The 13905-nt window shown below is 36.4% G+C and carries 13 protein-coding genes and 1 riboswitch; of the genes, 8 read left to right on the top strand and 5 right to left on the bottom strand.

Features of this window, described 5'->3' with window-relative positions:
* Positions 1-1170 carry a Ger(x)C family spore germination protein gene (locus NST21_RS16860; RefSeq protein ID WP_056520742.1) on the top strand — a complete coding sequence of 390 codons (1170 nt, stop codon included), beginning with the start codon at positions 1-3 and terminating at the stop codon, positions 1168-1170.
* Between the two features lie 294 nt (positions 1171-1464).
* Here NST21_RS16860 and NST21_RS16855 read toward each other — a convergent pair whose 3' ends face one another.
* From NST21_RS16855 to NST21_RS16840, 4 genes are all read right to left on the bottom strand, one after another.
* Positions 1465-2148 (bottom strand): LrgB family protein, encoded by a 684-nt coding sequence (locus tag NST21_RS16855; protein WP_053346573.1) that lies wholly within the window; start codon positions 2146-2148, stop codon positions 1465-1467.
* Entirely contained in the window at positions 2123-2515 is a 393-nt protein-coding gene (locus NST21_RS16850; protein WP_053346572.1) for a CidA/LrgA family protein, read from the bottom strand. Before NST21_RS16850 ends, NST21_RS16855 begins: the two co-directional genes overlap by 26 nt.
* Positions 2516-2731: 216 nt before the next feature.
* Positions 2732-3286 carry a GNAT family N-acetyltransferase gene (locus tag NST21_RS16845; protein WP_056520740.1) on the bottom strand — a complete coding sequence of 185 codons (555 nt, stop codon included), beginning with the start codon at positions 3284-3286 and terminating at the stop codon, positions 2732-2734.
* 352 nt (positions 3287-3638) lie between these two features.
* Complete coding sequence (locus NST21_RS16840) at positions 3639-4421, bottom strand: undecaprenyl-diphosphate phosphatase (protein WP_340890351.1); 783 nt, start codon at positions 4419-4421, stop codon at positions 3639-3641.
* A 222-nt stretch (positions 4422-4643) separates the two neighbouring features.
* Here NST21_RS16840 and NST21_RS16835 point away from each other — a divergent pair, with 222 nt between their 5' ends.
* From NST21_RS16835 to dapF, 5 genes are all read left to right on the top strand, one after another.
* Complete coding sequence (locus NST21_RS16835) at positions 4644-4964, top strand: DUF4870 domain-containing protein (protein WP_056520737.1); 321 nt, start codon at positions 4644-4646, stop codon at positions 4962-4964.
* Positions 4965-5227: 263 nt separating this feature from the next.
* Positions 5228-6022 (top strand): hypothetical protein, encoded by a 795-nt coding sequence (locus NST21_RS16830; RefSeq protein ID WP_056520734.1) that lies wholly within the window; start codon positions 5228-5230, stop codon positions 6020-6022.
* 77 nt (positions 6023-6099) lie between these two features.
* A complete protein-coding gene (locus tag NST21_RS16825; protein ID WP_057219075.1) occupies positions 6100-6675 on the top strand; it encodes a beta-class carbonic anhydrase in 576 nt (191 codons plus the stop codon).
* Positions 6676-6838: 163 nt separating this feature from the next.
* The gene (locus NST21_RS16820; RefSeq protein ID WP_340890348.1) at positions 6839-8140 is read left to right on the top strand and encodes an NCS2 family permease; all 1302 of its coding nucleotides are present in this window, start codon (positions 6839-6841) and stop codon (positions 8138-8140) included.
* A gap of 249 nt (positions 8141-8389) precedes the next feature.
* Positions 8390-9376 carry a diaminopimelate epimerase gene (dapF, locus tag NST21_RS16815; protein ID WP_340890347.1) on the top strand — a complete coding sequence of 329 codons (987 nt, stop codon included), beginning with the start codon at positions 8390-8392 and terminating at the stop codon, positions 9374-9376.
* Between the two features lie 13 nt (positions 9377-9389).
* Here dapF and NST21_RS16810 read toward each other — a convergent pair whose 3' ends face one another.
* Positions 9390-11237 (bottom strand): DNA ligase D, encoded by a 1848-nt coding sequence (locus NST21_RS16810; RefSeq protein ID WP_340890345.1) that lies wholly within the window; start codon positions 11235-11237, stop codon positions 9390-9392.
* Between the two features lie 149 nt (positions 11238-11386).
* On the opposite strand from NST21_RS16810, the gene ku reads away from it, so the two are divergent.
* Both ku and NST21_RS16800 read left to right on the top strand, forming a co-directional pair.
* Positions 11387-12232: a non-homologous end joining protein Ku gene (ku, locus tag NST21_RS16805; protein WP_340890343.1), complete on the top strand. Its 846-nt coding sequence runs from the start codon at positions 11387-11389 to the stop codon at positions 12230-12232.
* Positions 12233-12983: 751 nt separating this feature from the next.
* Positions 12984-13619, top strand: coding sequence for an MOSC domain-containing protein (locus NST21_RS16800; RefSeq protein ID WP_082527396.1), 636 nt, complete (start codon positions 12984-12986; stop codon positions 13617-13619).
* 126 nt (positions 13620-13745) lie between these two features.
* A riboswitch (SAM riboswitch) is annotated at positions 13746-13844 on the top strand.
* Positions 13845-13905: the final 61 nt, after the last annotated feature.

Below are 13905 nucleotides of genomic sequence, written 5' to 3'. Positions count from 1 at the left end.
ATGACACGACGTTTGTCGAAGCTTTTCCTTATCTTTTCGGTCTTGTTCATTTTAACAGGTTGCTGGGATTATAAAGACATTCAGGATATCCATTATGTAACTGCTTTAGGAGTAGATTATGAAGACGGTAAGTATGTTGTGTATGTGCAACTTGTTGATTTGTCTGCTGTTGCCAAAACTGAAGCTAAAAGTTCGGAACCAACAAAAGTTTATATAGGCAAACATAGTGGAAAATCCATATCAGAAGCCATTAATCACTTATATCAAACAGCTCAACAGCGATTATATCTTGGACAAGTTTCAACATTTGTGCTCACAGATAAAGCAATAGAGCATAATATTAATGATATAGTGGATGCCGCCTTCAGGTTTAATTTAATCAGGTATTCAAGTAATATTTTTGCGACAAAAAAACCTTTGGATGAATTGTTTTCTATAAAAGGGTTTTTCAATTTAACCCCTTTATACTCAGAGTTGCATTTTCCAAAACCTATCTATGAAAACCTTTCCTATATTGAACCGATTACATTGAGAACCTTTATTTCCACCTACAGGGATGTATCTATCACAACAACACTCCCAACTATTTCATGGAGTGGAAATGATTGGACTGAAGATAAAAAAAAGAGGAAGACCTTTACAATTGACGGGGCTTATGTGATTTATTATAAAAAATCCATGAATTGGTATTCAGTTGAAGACTTGAAAGGATCGCGCTGGATTACAAAGAAAACGAATAGAACACCAATCGAATTCACAAAAGCCAATGGTACAACTTATATTTCGTTAACTCACCCTCATGTGAAAATTAAACCGATTGTGAAAAATAATGAAGCTAAATTCACCTTAGATGTTGACATTAAGGGGAGTATTTTAGAATTATCAACAAACGATAGCTTGAAAAACCTTGAAAAATTTGTTCAAGATTATATAAAAAAAGACATTGAACAAACATTTGAAATTGGCTTAAAACGAAATGGAGATCCACTTGGTCTTGGCCAAAAATTGTACCGAAAAGACTTGCGATTTTGGAAGACCAACAATATTAATGAACCGAAGGATTATTTGCATGCAAATTCTTTCGAACAAATTAACATAAATGTTAACCTTGCCAATGCTGGTACTCTGGAATACAATCCGTTTAAAAATGAAAAACTGCCTAATAACTAAGTTCAGCATTAAAACAACAGGGATAAAACAATAAACATTATTTTCTCCATATACACAACGTTTTCACAAGTTGCTCTGTTGAGGACTTTGGTAGGGTATCGCACTAATACAATCATACTAAATCTGTTGATTTCATCAGAGCAATTTGTTTGAATTTTTATTCATGTAGAAAACAGAAATTGACCGACAATTTAATACGAATTTGTAATAATATAGGTCCTGAGATTGATGATGAGATAAGCCTGGCAGTTTCAAAAGAACCGCAACGTCTCTTGACGTTGCGGTTCTTTTATTTTATAAAAAATTATCTATTAGAGGAAAGAAGCAGGAAATAAGAATACCGGCGATAGCCATGGCTGCTCCTGCGACAGCACCAGTAAATTCACTTTCCTGTGCAGCTTGCGCAGTACCGAGACCATGAGCAATAGTACCATAAGCAATGCCGCGAGCGAATGGCATAGTAATGTTAAGTTTATCCATCATTCTAGGGGCAATCATCGTACCTAATACTCCGGTCAAAATAACGAAGGCGGCTGAAACATTAGGGTTACCTCCATAAAGTTCGGTGATTTCTACAGCGATTGGTACTGTAATGGACTTAACCGCTAATCCTTGAAGAATGAACTGTGGAAGAGAAAAGGCATTGGCGATGACGAAGGCAAGAATTAATGTTACCGTAAGCCCTAAAATCATGCCGCTAATAGCAGGAATTCCGTATTTAACAATTATGGTCCTATTTTTATAAAGTGGTACGGCCAAGGCAACGGTAGCTGGGCCTAGGAAATAGGTAATGATGTCTTTACCTGTTGAATAATCATTAAAATCTAAACCGCTGATCAGAAGCACAAGAATAATTGTTACCGTACTAAAAAATACGGGAGTCGTAAAGGGTGATGGATGTTTAGCATATATTTTCCTTCCAATAAAATAGGCAAGGATTGTTATTAATATGCTATAAATGGTAATGAGCGTTGTCATGCTGTTTAACCTCTCCTCTATGGGATAACTTCTGAACCGTCCAGGCTGAAACGATAAATCCGAAAATTAAACTGACGCCCAATGTGAGTGCTAACGGCAGACCAAATTTTATGAAAAGCCACCCCATGGTCATTAAGCTAATAGAAATAGGGATAAAGAAAAAGGCAAGGTGCTTCACCAGAAATCCTGAAGTAAGTTCAATCCACTCGACTTTTAGAATTCTTGTCTGTAACAAAATGAATAAAAGAATCATGCCGATTACATTACCTGGAATAGGCAATTGAAGGTGATCAGATAAATAATAGCCAAGCTTGCAAAGGATAAGCAACATTAAAAGTTGCATGATAAAAGTAAATGATTTTTTCATGATTAGTTCCTTTCAAAAACGGTTTGAATATATTTGTGAATGGGTCAAGTGTATCCATTATAAAAAAATAATCCTAAAAATAATAGGGTATTGCAACATTCTTTTATAACTTCCTGTAAAAATTGAAAAAGGAGCGTTCCAATTTAGGAAGCTCCTATCTTATATGAATAATAAGTAACCTATCTTATCCAAGGATATTAACTTGCGTTATTTCTTTTATGCTTCAAGTAACTGCTGTTCGTCATCATCGTTCTGTCTAAGGATGTGAAAGGTGTATAAATCTTTAGGAATTTCATACAAATCAAAGATATCTTTACCATGATTAATTTGATCATAAAGGGACTTTCTTGTTTCATTAGCATTGACGGCATAGGGGAGCTTTTCAGCGGCTTTCAAAGAGCGGATATTTTTTTTGCGAATACGCATGAAGACTGTTTCCATACCGAGCTCGAAAAAAAGCTCTTTAAAGAAAGCATCTTTTGCGATGGCATTATATCCTTTACCATGATAGGGCTTGCCAAGCCACGTGCCAAGGAAACCTGCACCATTTTCAATATCGTATAAAGAAATACAACCGATGGGGTTTTCCCATTCATCTAAAATTGTTCGTGAAATGAGTTCACCAGTTTCTTCGGCCTCGATCGTTTGCTTAGTAACGAATACATATTCTTCATATGAATCTACTTTATGGCGCACGAAAGGGAAGACATCTGGATGCGTCATTTGTTCATAAAGAGAAAAACAATCTGTAAAATCTCTCTTTTTTAACATTTCCGTCCCTCCGTTTGAGGGCAGTTCTTATGCGTAGTCGCTGCCCACCCTCGAAATTTTTTAAGTCGTTCGTCAAAAAATTTCGGGGTGGGAATCGAACCCACTAGAACCGGAAACCGGTGGCGCACCATTTGCCTTCCCTATTTTTATTGTCTGAAAATATATAAATCTAAAGAACCTTACGAAGGTATAATACTAAAAAAAAAACGGTTTGGGAATAGGTTTTTTGCCTTTTTTTTTCGTCAAATTTCAACTTTTTTATGAAGGTTAAAATTGGAAGGCAAACGCGTGCTTTTTTCTTTAGAAAAATTGATTTTATTCCCTATATTTTTGAGAAACTCTTTTGTTTTTATTAAAATTTCCCTGTAACTTGCATGAATAAAATGATCGTACCGAGTGCCCAAACATAAATAGAAAATATTTTCAGTGAACGCTTCTTTAAAAAATCAATCATCCACACAACGGCGATATAGCCAAAGATTGCTGCGGCCAGGGTACCGACAAAAAGGGCCGTGATTGGAAGCCGTTCAACATCTCCTGTAAAAATGGGTTTAATCTGAAATACAATGCCCCCTGTAATTGCAGGAATCGATAACAAAAAGGAAAAATAGGCGGCAGTGGCTCTGTCAAGCTTGCAGAAAAGTCCAGCGGCGATGGTCAATCCAGAACGTGATAGGGCAGGCATGATGGCAGCGGCTTGAAATGTCCCGATAATAAGGGCATCTTTTATGGTAATTTCATTCAGCGATTTGCTCCCTTTTCTTACCCCGTCTGCTAACCATAAAATCAGTCCGGTGACTAAAAATTCCCAGCCGATTGTCACTCCTGTTTTTGATAGGCCGTCAAACCAATCGCCTAGTAAAAGACCGGCAACCACAGCAGGGAACGTTCCTGCAATCAAGAGCAGCGTCATTTTGGAGAAAGGGTTTTTCAGTAAGAAAATAATGTCATCCTTGTAGACAACTAATAAGGCAAGCAAGGTTCCAATATGAAGCATGGTATCCAGAAAAATGCCTGCCTCGTCAAGATGGAATATATGCCGCCCTAAATATAAATGTCCTGTACTTGAAATAGGTAAAAACTCAGTCAAGCCTTGAATGATTCCAAGGATAAAGGCTTGAAATTGATTTAGCAAAAAAACATCACCCCAGTCTAGGTGTTTTAGGACAATCCTTTATTTTATCTGTATGCACAAGAAGGATGAAAATGTTCAGATTTTTTGGAAATTAAATTACCAACAAGATTTGTGAAGGAAAAGATAGTCCTTATCAACTTTTTTCGAATATAATGAAAGGAAAATGAAACTATTTGTTATTTGATTCGTAATTATTCATATGAGAGAGGAGGAGAAGACACTATGCCTACTAAAGATGAAAGAGTGTTTGCTGCCCTTATATATGTCATCAGCTTTTTTACAGCTTTTGTCGGTCCTTTGGTCATTTGGCTACTTAAGAAGGACTCGTCACAATTTGTAGATTATCACGGAAGGGAATATCTGAACTTTTTTATTTCCTACACCGTATATTCGATTGTTGCAGGGATTCTGTCACTGGTACTGATTGGATTCTTACTATTGCCGGTTATCGGAATAGCTTTAATCGTATTTACTATCATTGCTGCAGTCAGGGCTTATGAAGGAACAGACTATCGCTTTCCACTAATTTTTAGAATTTTATAGAATGTAAAAAGGGATTCGTTATACACGAGTCCCTTTTTATCATCTGGGAATATTTACTTTGTTAGGAAAAATAATTACGACGCTGTGTTTAGTTCGATAATTGCCTTATTAAAAAAGGGAATAGGTCACATAAAAGCGAATAAAGTATTATAATATTTCCTTCAATAACCTTTAAGAGAAATGAATGACAGGCTGCTTGACACCTTACCGATAATTGTCAATTCAGACGGTGATTCTTCTATATAAGGAGTAAGGAGCAGAATATGAATATTCGCGAATATTATCAAAAAACGAGCAATTCAAATTTTCATGCATCTTGGATCTCTCTTGTATTGGCCATTGTTTTTTTTATTTGTCATGCTTTTACAATAATTCCTGGTAACATTTTATTGATAACGGCTCCATTTATTTTTTTAAGTATTGCCCAATTTGTAAGTCATCGGATTTATGAAAATAGAATAAAGGAATTGCCTATCGAACTAATTGAAACGAATACAGGTTTATTACAAACTGAACATGTATTACTGACTTTTATGCCTGCTCCAACTTTACGGCTACTCCTATTTGCGCCTAATGGGTCTCTTTTGGGCGAAATTCGAGATTTAAATATGAAGTGGTTCATGTGGATGGTTCCGAATTTCTTATCGATGCTATTGCCTAAGCGATATGAATTGGTCGACCATGAGGGGCATTTACTTGCTAAGTACTATATTAAAAGAGGTCTTTTTAATAAGGTTACGATTTTGGATCATCAAGGTGGGGTTATTGGGTTTTATCAAGAAAATAAGTCACTCGTGAAAATTAATGGAATGATTTATAAGTTTGACGGGACAGAATGGATGCCTGTTCAAACATCGGGAAGTTTAACTTCTTTTGAGATTAAGACAAAAGAAGGAGAAAAGGTTGTTTCGTACCAAGAAGGGTGGATGCCCTTAGAGTGGGGGAAAAGATTTAAGACAAATACACCTATTCTTACTTTTTCATCTAACGTTGAAGAAAGTCCAAAGATCATCATATTTGGGTTTTGTGCAGCTACTCTAAACCATCGCTCTAATTGACTAAAATATCTTTTTAACCAATCTTCGAAATATTTGATATAATAAAAGTGAAATACATAGAAAAAAGGGTGGTAATTATGAGTTTACTTAATGAAATTCTTGAATTTAATGGACAATTTGTAGAAGAAGGTGAATATGTTAAGTACACAACTGATAAGTACCCTGAGAAACGTATGGTCATTATAAGTTGTATGGATACTCGGCTTGTCGAGTTATTGCCAAAATCTATGAATGTCAAAAATGGCGATGTGAAAATATTGAAAACTGCCGGCGCAATCGTCTCCCATCCATTTGGAAGCGTCATGCGGAGTATTCTTGTAGCTATTTATGAGCTAAAAGCAGATGAAGTTTTTGTTATACCTCATCATGACTGTGGAATGGCATCAGTTGATGCTGATTCTGTAGTTGAAAAGATGATTGATCGTGATATTCCGAAAAGTACCATTGATACACTTGGAGCTGCGGGAATAGATATCCGTAGTTGGCTTCGCGGATTTGATGATGTATATGAAAGTGTTAAAAAAAGCGTGGAAGTAATCAAAGGCCATCCTTTAATTCCAAAGAATATTCCTGTACATGGACTGATTATTTCGCCGGATACAGGTAAATTAGAACTTGTTGTTGACGGTTATGCGGTAGAAGAAAACCAATAAAAACAATTGGTTCGTTGAAAAAACTGTCGGAATTATTTCCGACAGTTTTTTTAAGTTTGAGAAATTCTATTTATTTTTATCAGTTTTTTTGTTAAAATCGCCAAGTGTAGTTTGTCACAGATACAAACGGGTGGGTGAGGGATAAATTTAATAAGGATACAACATGAATAAAAAAAACTTGGAAGCGTTTTTTCATTTTTCCAAATATGAAACGAATGGAAAACGTGAAATCCTCGCCGGAGTTGTCGGCTATTTTACGATAGTGTATATTCTCGTCGTGAATTCTCTGATTTTATCAGAGGCGGGCATACCGATTAATGGTGCAGTAATTGCGACAATTCTTTTATCAGCTTTAAGCTGTATCATGATAGGACTTTGGGCAAATGTTCCAATCCTTATCGTTCCAGGCATGGGTGTCAATGCCCTTTTTGCATACACAATGGTTCAAGGAATGGGTCTGTCTTGGCAATCGGCACTTGGTGCTGTTTTTATCTCGGGGTTTATTTTTGTAGTCATCGCTTTTACAAAATACTCGAAATTAATTAGTGATTCAATCCCAAGTTCGATAAAAGATGCCATCTCTGTGGGTCTAGGTTTATTTTTGATGCTAATCGGTCTCGAAAAGGGCGGGATTATAACAGGCGGTTCGTCGTCAATTGTTGCCCTCGGAGATTTAGGTGATCCAGCTGTGCTTTCAACGGTGCTGACATTTTTACTGGCCATCACGTTATTTATCAAGAATGTTCCAGGTAATTTTATGATTACCATCATAGCAGGTAGTCTTATTGCTTATTGGTTTGGTACAGTTCAAATCTCGGATATCCAATTTTCAGGTTTAGACACAGCCTCTTACAGTGATCTCTTCTTTTCATTATCGTTCATTGAGGCAGGCAGAATTGAATTCTGGATAAGCGTCTTTGCTATGACAATGGTTCTTGTCTTTGAAAATATTGGTCTTGTACACGGACATGTACAAAGTATCAACCGTCCTGAAGCATATAAAAAGTCACTGCAAGCTACAAGTGTTTCCGTTCTTCTTTCAGGTATCTTCGGTTCTAGTCCTACGGTTGCAACTGTCGAAACAGCAGCTGGAATCGCATCAGGAGGCAGAACTGGTTTGACATCAGTAGTGACAGGTCTGTTATTCATTCTTTCCCTATTATTTATACCGGTAATTAAAGTGATCCCAGACAGTGCCATTGCTCCAATATTAATTATTATTGGCATTCTGATGCTAGAAAATATTAAAAAGCTAGATTTTAGTGATTTTACCGAAAGTATACCGGCAATCTTAATTATCACAATCATTCCATTTACTTACAGTATTGCAGATGGAATGGCTTTTGGTTTCATCCTTTACCCGTTCTTGAAACTGGTAACTGGAAAAGCAAAAGAGGTCTCAACTCCGATGTATGTGAGTGCGGGATTGTTTATCGTCTATTTTATTATCGGAATGATTGGTTGACATTTTGGAAGAGCGGTTGGAATAAGAAACTTCTTATTCTAGCCGCTCTTTATTGCATATAGTAACTAAAATGGAGTGGACTATAATGTTGCTTACAATTTGTGCCTTTAATAGGTGAGATGAAAAAAACTCCTGAAGGAAATTTCGATTTATTGTAAATTTCGCAATGACACATCTGTTCTGAAAATGCTATGATAAAAGATATTAAAATAATGATATATAAAAGCAGCAAATTGAGGAAGTGACAGGATGATTATTGAAGGTTTAAAAAGCCATGGATCAGGCAATGATTTTTTAATCATTGATGAATTAACAACAACCTTGACGTTTACTGAAGAAGAGCGCAAAAATTTAGCCCAGACTCTTTGTAATAGGGAAAAGCTCGGAGCGGATGGTATTTTATTTGTAATGAAAAGTGAACATGCAGATGCAAGAATGCGTGTCTTTAATGCGGATGGGTCGGAAGCATCAATGTGTGGTAATGGACTTCGTTGTGTGGCTCGTTATGCAAATGACGTTCTAGGGCTTGATAAAATGATTGTGGAGACGATGAAAGCAAATTTACTCGTTGAAAAAACGGAAGATATCTATATAGGGATTCCAACTTTCAAGGTGGAAATTTCCCCAGTCAGTTTTAATGTAAAGGACCTTCCGCTTGTCGTTGAAAAGGAGCAATTGCAAAATGAACTATTGCCGGAGCTACATGATTCCCTTTTATTTTCGGCATTGGCAGTTCCTAATCCACATTTAATCACTTTGGTCGATAGTGATGTGCTGCAAAGTGAATTGCAGGCAGAACTTTCAATGAAGGTCAATCAGCCGAATGAGCTGTTCCCTGATGGTGTCAATGTCAGTTTTGTGAAAGAGCTGGAGCCAGGTAGTATTTATGTACGGACATTTGAACGAGGCGTAGGATTCACAAATGCCTGCGGAACAGCGATGTCGGCTTCTAGTCTGATTACATGTTCTGTTGGACTAAACTCATTAGAAAGTGAAATTTCCGTTTATAATAATGGCGGGAAAGTTAAATGTGTTGTGCATTATGATAAAGAAAGCAAAAAATATTCGATTGATTTAATCGGGAACGCAACCTATGAATATAAGGCGTTGATTGAAATTGACTTAAATCAGCCGGAAAAATTTGAACTACTTGAAAAACATGACTATGACGCGGAAACAAGTCTGTATGCTACGTTGCAGGCAGAAGTACAAAGCTATTTAAAAACTACGCTATAAAGTGCGAGACCAACTATGAGTTGGTCTTTTTTTGTTTGAGAAAGGACAAAACCTCAAGAAAAGCAGGGCCATTATTGACATGTCTGTAATCCTTAAAGGCACACCCCATTCTTTTAATTCTATTTGGTACGGTTTCAATCGTAAAGTCTTTGAGCTGAAGTCTTTCGCCCACTTCTTCCCAATATAATGGTGTAGCAACACCAGCAAACGGATTACCGCGCGGGGAATAAGGGACAATAATGGTTTTCCCTTCACTATGCTGTACAAAGTCAAGGTAGAGTCGATTTTGCCGATTTTTCTTCAATCGTTCCATTGTAAAATCATCTGGGTAAGAGCTTATTAAGTAATCACCGAGAAAATCGGTGAACATACGTGTTTCTTGATAGGAAAAGATGTCTTCCGGTAGTGGAATATGAATTTGCAGCCCTTTGTTTCCGGAAGTTTTTACAAATGCTTTGATATTTAAAGAATCCATTACCTTCTTTATTTCAAGTGCAGCTTTAATTGCTAAAGAAAAAAATTCAATCGAGGGTGGGTCTAAATCCAGGACGAGTTCATCAGGTATTACTTTTCCCGCTTTCTGAAATGGAGTATGAAACTCTAGGGCAAGTTGGTTGCCAAACCACAGCAATGTTTCAATATCATTACACAACATATACTCAATATCCTCATCCCAGAACGTTTTAATAGATGCAGGCGCATAATCTGGTTTGTTTTTTTGGAAAAATTTTTCATTGTCCATAGATCCATGAGGATAACGAATCGTTGTTAGCAGTTTATCCTTTAAAAAGGGTAAGAAAAATGCAGAAACCTCTCGTAAATATTGAAGGTATTCAACTTTTATCACCTGTTTGTCATCGATTATCCAAAGTGGTTTATCCCGGGAAGATATTTTTATTGAATCTGGAAATGTAAATTGGCTGATTACGAATTTTTCCCAAGTACATTCATTGGGGGATGTCTGTAAAAGCCATTGTGAAAACTGAGGTTCACGTAATTCATTTTCCTCGTATACATGTAAAAATTGAACTTCAATACAAATGGACGGATGTATATAAAAGAATTGTTCGTCTTCTTCTGAAGCATTTTGTTTTATCAGTTCGTGTAAGATACTTTTATCGTGAGCGCTAAGCCCATTTTTGACACTACCAATTTTCGTGATTTCATTACCTTTATATACTGCGAGGGAAACATATCCGTTTTCTTTATTCAAAGCTGTGATGAAGCAGGAAACAGCCCTCCAATTTTTCACTTTGATCCAGGAAGTGGAACGTTTTCCTTCTTGCCAAGTACTTTGAATTTCCTTGGCGACGATCCCTTCTCCATCTAAGAGGATGACTTTATTTATTGCCTTATCTAAATCGACATAACTCTCAATCAATTGAATTAAAGCCTTATCATTTGGATTAGGAGGCATAGGCAATTCAAGTATTTCTCCAAGGTTTTTAATCATTTTCCTTCGTTCTGACATTGAATTAGTGGTAAGGTCATTTCCGTTGATCCTAAGCAGATCAAACACGATAAACCGGCATGGAGTAAAATTAGCTTTTTCAGAAATCAGGGATTGTTTCCGCAGGCGGCCACGCCATTGTACCTCAAAAAAGTCTGCTTTTGCTTCATTTGTGAGCCAGACTAATTCACCATCTAACTGCAGTGGTAGAAAACTTTTAAGATCTAGGTCATTAATAAATGTACTGATTTCTGGGAAAAGGGAAGATAATTCCTTCCCATTTCGACTCGTAATTTTTACCGTATGGGCATCTATTGTTAAAATGGCACGAAAACCGTCATATTTGACTTCATAACGCCAATCCGTGGATTTCGGGGCTTCGGGGTAATATGTTGGCAGCATCGGTTTCATTTTATTTGTACCTCCGCAATAAGTGATTGACATTATTTTTGCCAAAATAATGAGGTGTTAGAGTTGGCAAATGTTTTTTCGAATTATTTTAGACAAGAGGGAATAATAAGTCTGTACTTCTATTTATAAAAAGTTATGAGGTGACGAATATGCATACCATTTGGAAGGGAAGCATTTCTTTCGGTTTGGTGAACATTCCGATAAAACTTCATGCCGCAACGGAAGATAAGGACATATCCTTGCGAACGCTGCATAAGGAATGCCACTCACCAATTAAATACGAAAAAGTTTGTCCGGTCTGCCAGAAGGAAGTAGGCAAGGAAGACATTGTTCGTGCTTTTGAATATACAAAAGGAAAGTTTGTTGTATTAGAAGACAGTGAGCTAGAAGAACTTAAAAAACAAAATGAAGAAAAATCAGTGGAAATCATGGATTTTGTTAAAATTGAAGAAATAGATCCGATATATTTTAACCGAAGTTATTTTATGTCTCCAAATGATGGTGGCATAAAAGCCTATTCCCTATTGCGGCAAGCACTCAAGGAATCGAATAAGGTTGGGTTAGCAAAAATCATCATCCGTTCAAAGGAACAAATGGCAGTTATAAGGGTTGTAGATAACACCTTGTTGATGGAAACGATTCATTATCCAGATGAAGTACGCTCCGCAGCAGATGTTCCGAATATCCCTGCAAATGAAACAATTGTAAAAAAAGAAATTGATACGGCAATTTTGTTAATAGATCAATTGACGACGACTTTTGATCCGACAAAATACAATGATGATTATCGAACGGCGTTACTTGAGCTGATTGAATCAAAGAAAACAGGACAGACGACGATTACAGCCAAAACAAAAGAAACAGTGTCCAACAATGTTACCGATTTAATGGAAGCTTTACAAGCATCCATTGATCGAACGAAACCTGATAAACTGGAAGGGAAAAAAACGACGACCCGGAAAAAAGCGGCACCGAAAAAAAAGAAACAAGCGTAAAAAAAGAAGCTGAGTGGAAGACGAACCAATGTCTCTCAGCTTCTTTTTTTTTTATCAGAAGGGAAACAAAGTGAATGCAGTGGTTAAAGAGGTACACATAGCTGAACAATTTAAACGGAATACATATTAATTAAGTTTGTGTTTTGTAAAGATAATTGGGTTGCCCGTGGAGATATTTGTAGGACTAATCTATGCGGTAGAGGAAGAATGTGAATTAAAACCCTTGGTTTTTTAGTAAGAAAAACGGAATGGTTCTTTTTGACAGAGAAGAAGCTGTGAATTTAAAAAGAAAAGGTAGTGTTTTAGGCTGATGTGTTTTAAAGGAGTGATTCTGAGCAGAGCAAAATATTATTTTGAAGATGATAGTGTCATTCAGTAAGGCGATATATGGCTGATCTTTATTGTAGGGATTGAGTAGTGGATTTGAAGAAGGCAAAAAAATTCGCTCCCTGAAGAGCGACAATGAGGAAATTAATCGTGAAATCAACATATAGGCGACCGATTTTGTTTTTCGACTATATATTGTGTTCATATTCTACCATATTTAATTCTGAAATAGCAACCAAATTACCGAAACTATAGTACGATTTTTCTGAAAATCAGTAATTTTCCACCATTACTCCCGGAAGTAGAAGTTTTTATCTTCTCCGAAATAGTAAAGTAATTAAAATAGATGCAGAATAAAATGAATTTTTAGTATAATGTATTCATATAAGGATGATATAAAGTAAATAGGATTGGAAGATGTTAATTGGAAAATGGAAAAATCGTGTCCCTTCAAGCCGGAAAGCCTAAACAGGAAATGTTTTCGAATGTTAAGATTTTATCAGCTATGGATAAAAAAACTTTGGATAATGTGACCGTAACAAAATCAGGAATAGTTGGAGACGGAGTAGGTAATCTAAAGTTCCATGGAGGCCCTGACCGTGCATTGTGCATTTATCCTTTTGAGCATTACTCATTTTGGAATGAAAAATTCTCTAAACAGCTTGATATCCCTGCTTTTGGTGAGAATTTAACAGTAGCTGGGATGATGGAAACTCAAACGTATATCGGTGATATCTATCAAATAGGTGGGACAATTGTTCAGATCACCCAAGGACGAATTCCTTGCTCGACTATTTCTCACTTTAACCAAGAACCTAAGTTTTTGACATCAGTGATGAAAACAAGTTTTACTGGTTATTTTGCAAAGGTCATTCAAGAAGGAGTTATTAAAAAACAAGATGAAATTGTTTTATTAGATCGACTTCAAGAAAACATCTCAGTATATTATGCAACTGAAGTGATCCTGCATAATCGAGACGGACAGGATGGAGCTCATGCTTTACTTTCTGTAGATTCGTTAGCGGAGGACTGGAAACAAAGGATATTAAAGAGAGTTTAAACTTTGAAGGATGTTTGATCTTAGTAGAAAAGAAAAAAATGACTATCAAACTATTGAAATTGACAGATTATTAATGTAAATTAAATATAAACAAATTTTGAAATGTTAAGAAAACTTTATAAATGGATCTTATCGAGAGAGGTGGAGGGACTGGCCCGAGGAAACCTCAGCAACCAGCTTAGGCAAAGGTGCTAAATCCAGCAAGCAGAGCTTGATAGATGAGGAGAATGTTTCAAAAAACCTTCTTCTTTGAGAAGGTTTTTTTTCTTTTCTCTCATACTCATAG

Origin of the sequence: Peribacillus sp. FSL K6-1552 (assembly GCF_038005205.1) — a bacterium.
In the GTDB taxonomy this organism is placed as follows: domain Bacteria; phylum Bacillota; class Bacilli; order Bacillales; family DSM-1321; genus Peribacillus; species Peribacillus butanolivorans.
The sequence above is the reverse complement of the archived record's forward strand: the minus strand, read 5'-3'. Positions and strand labels throughout refer to the sequence as shown.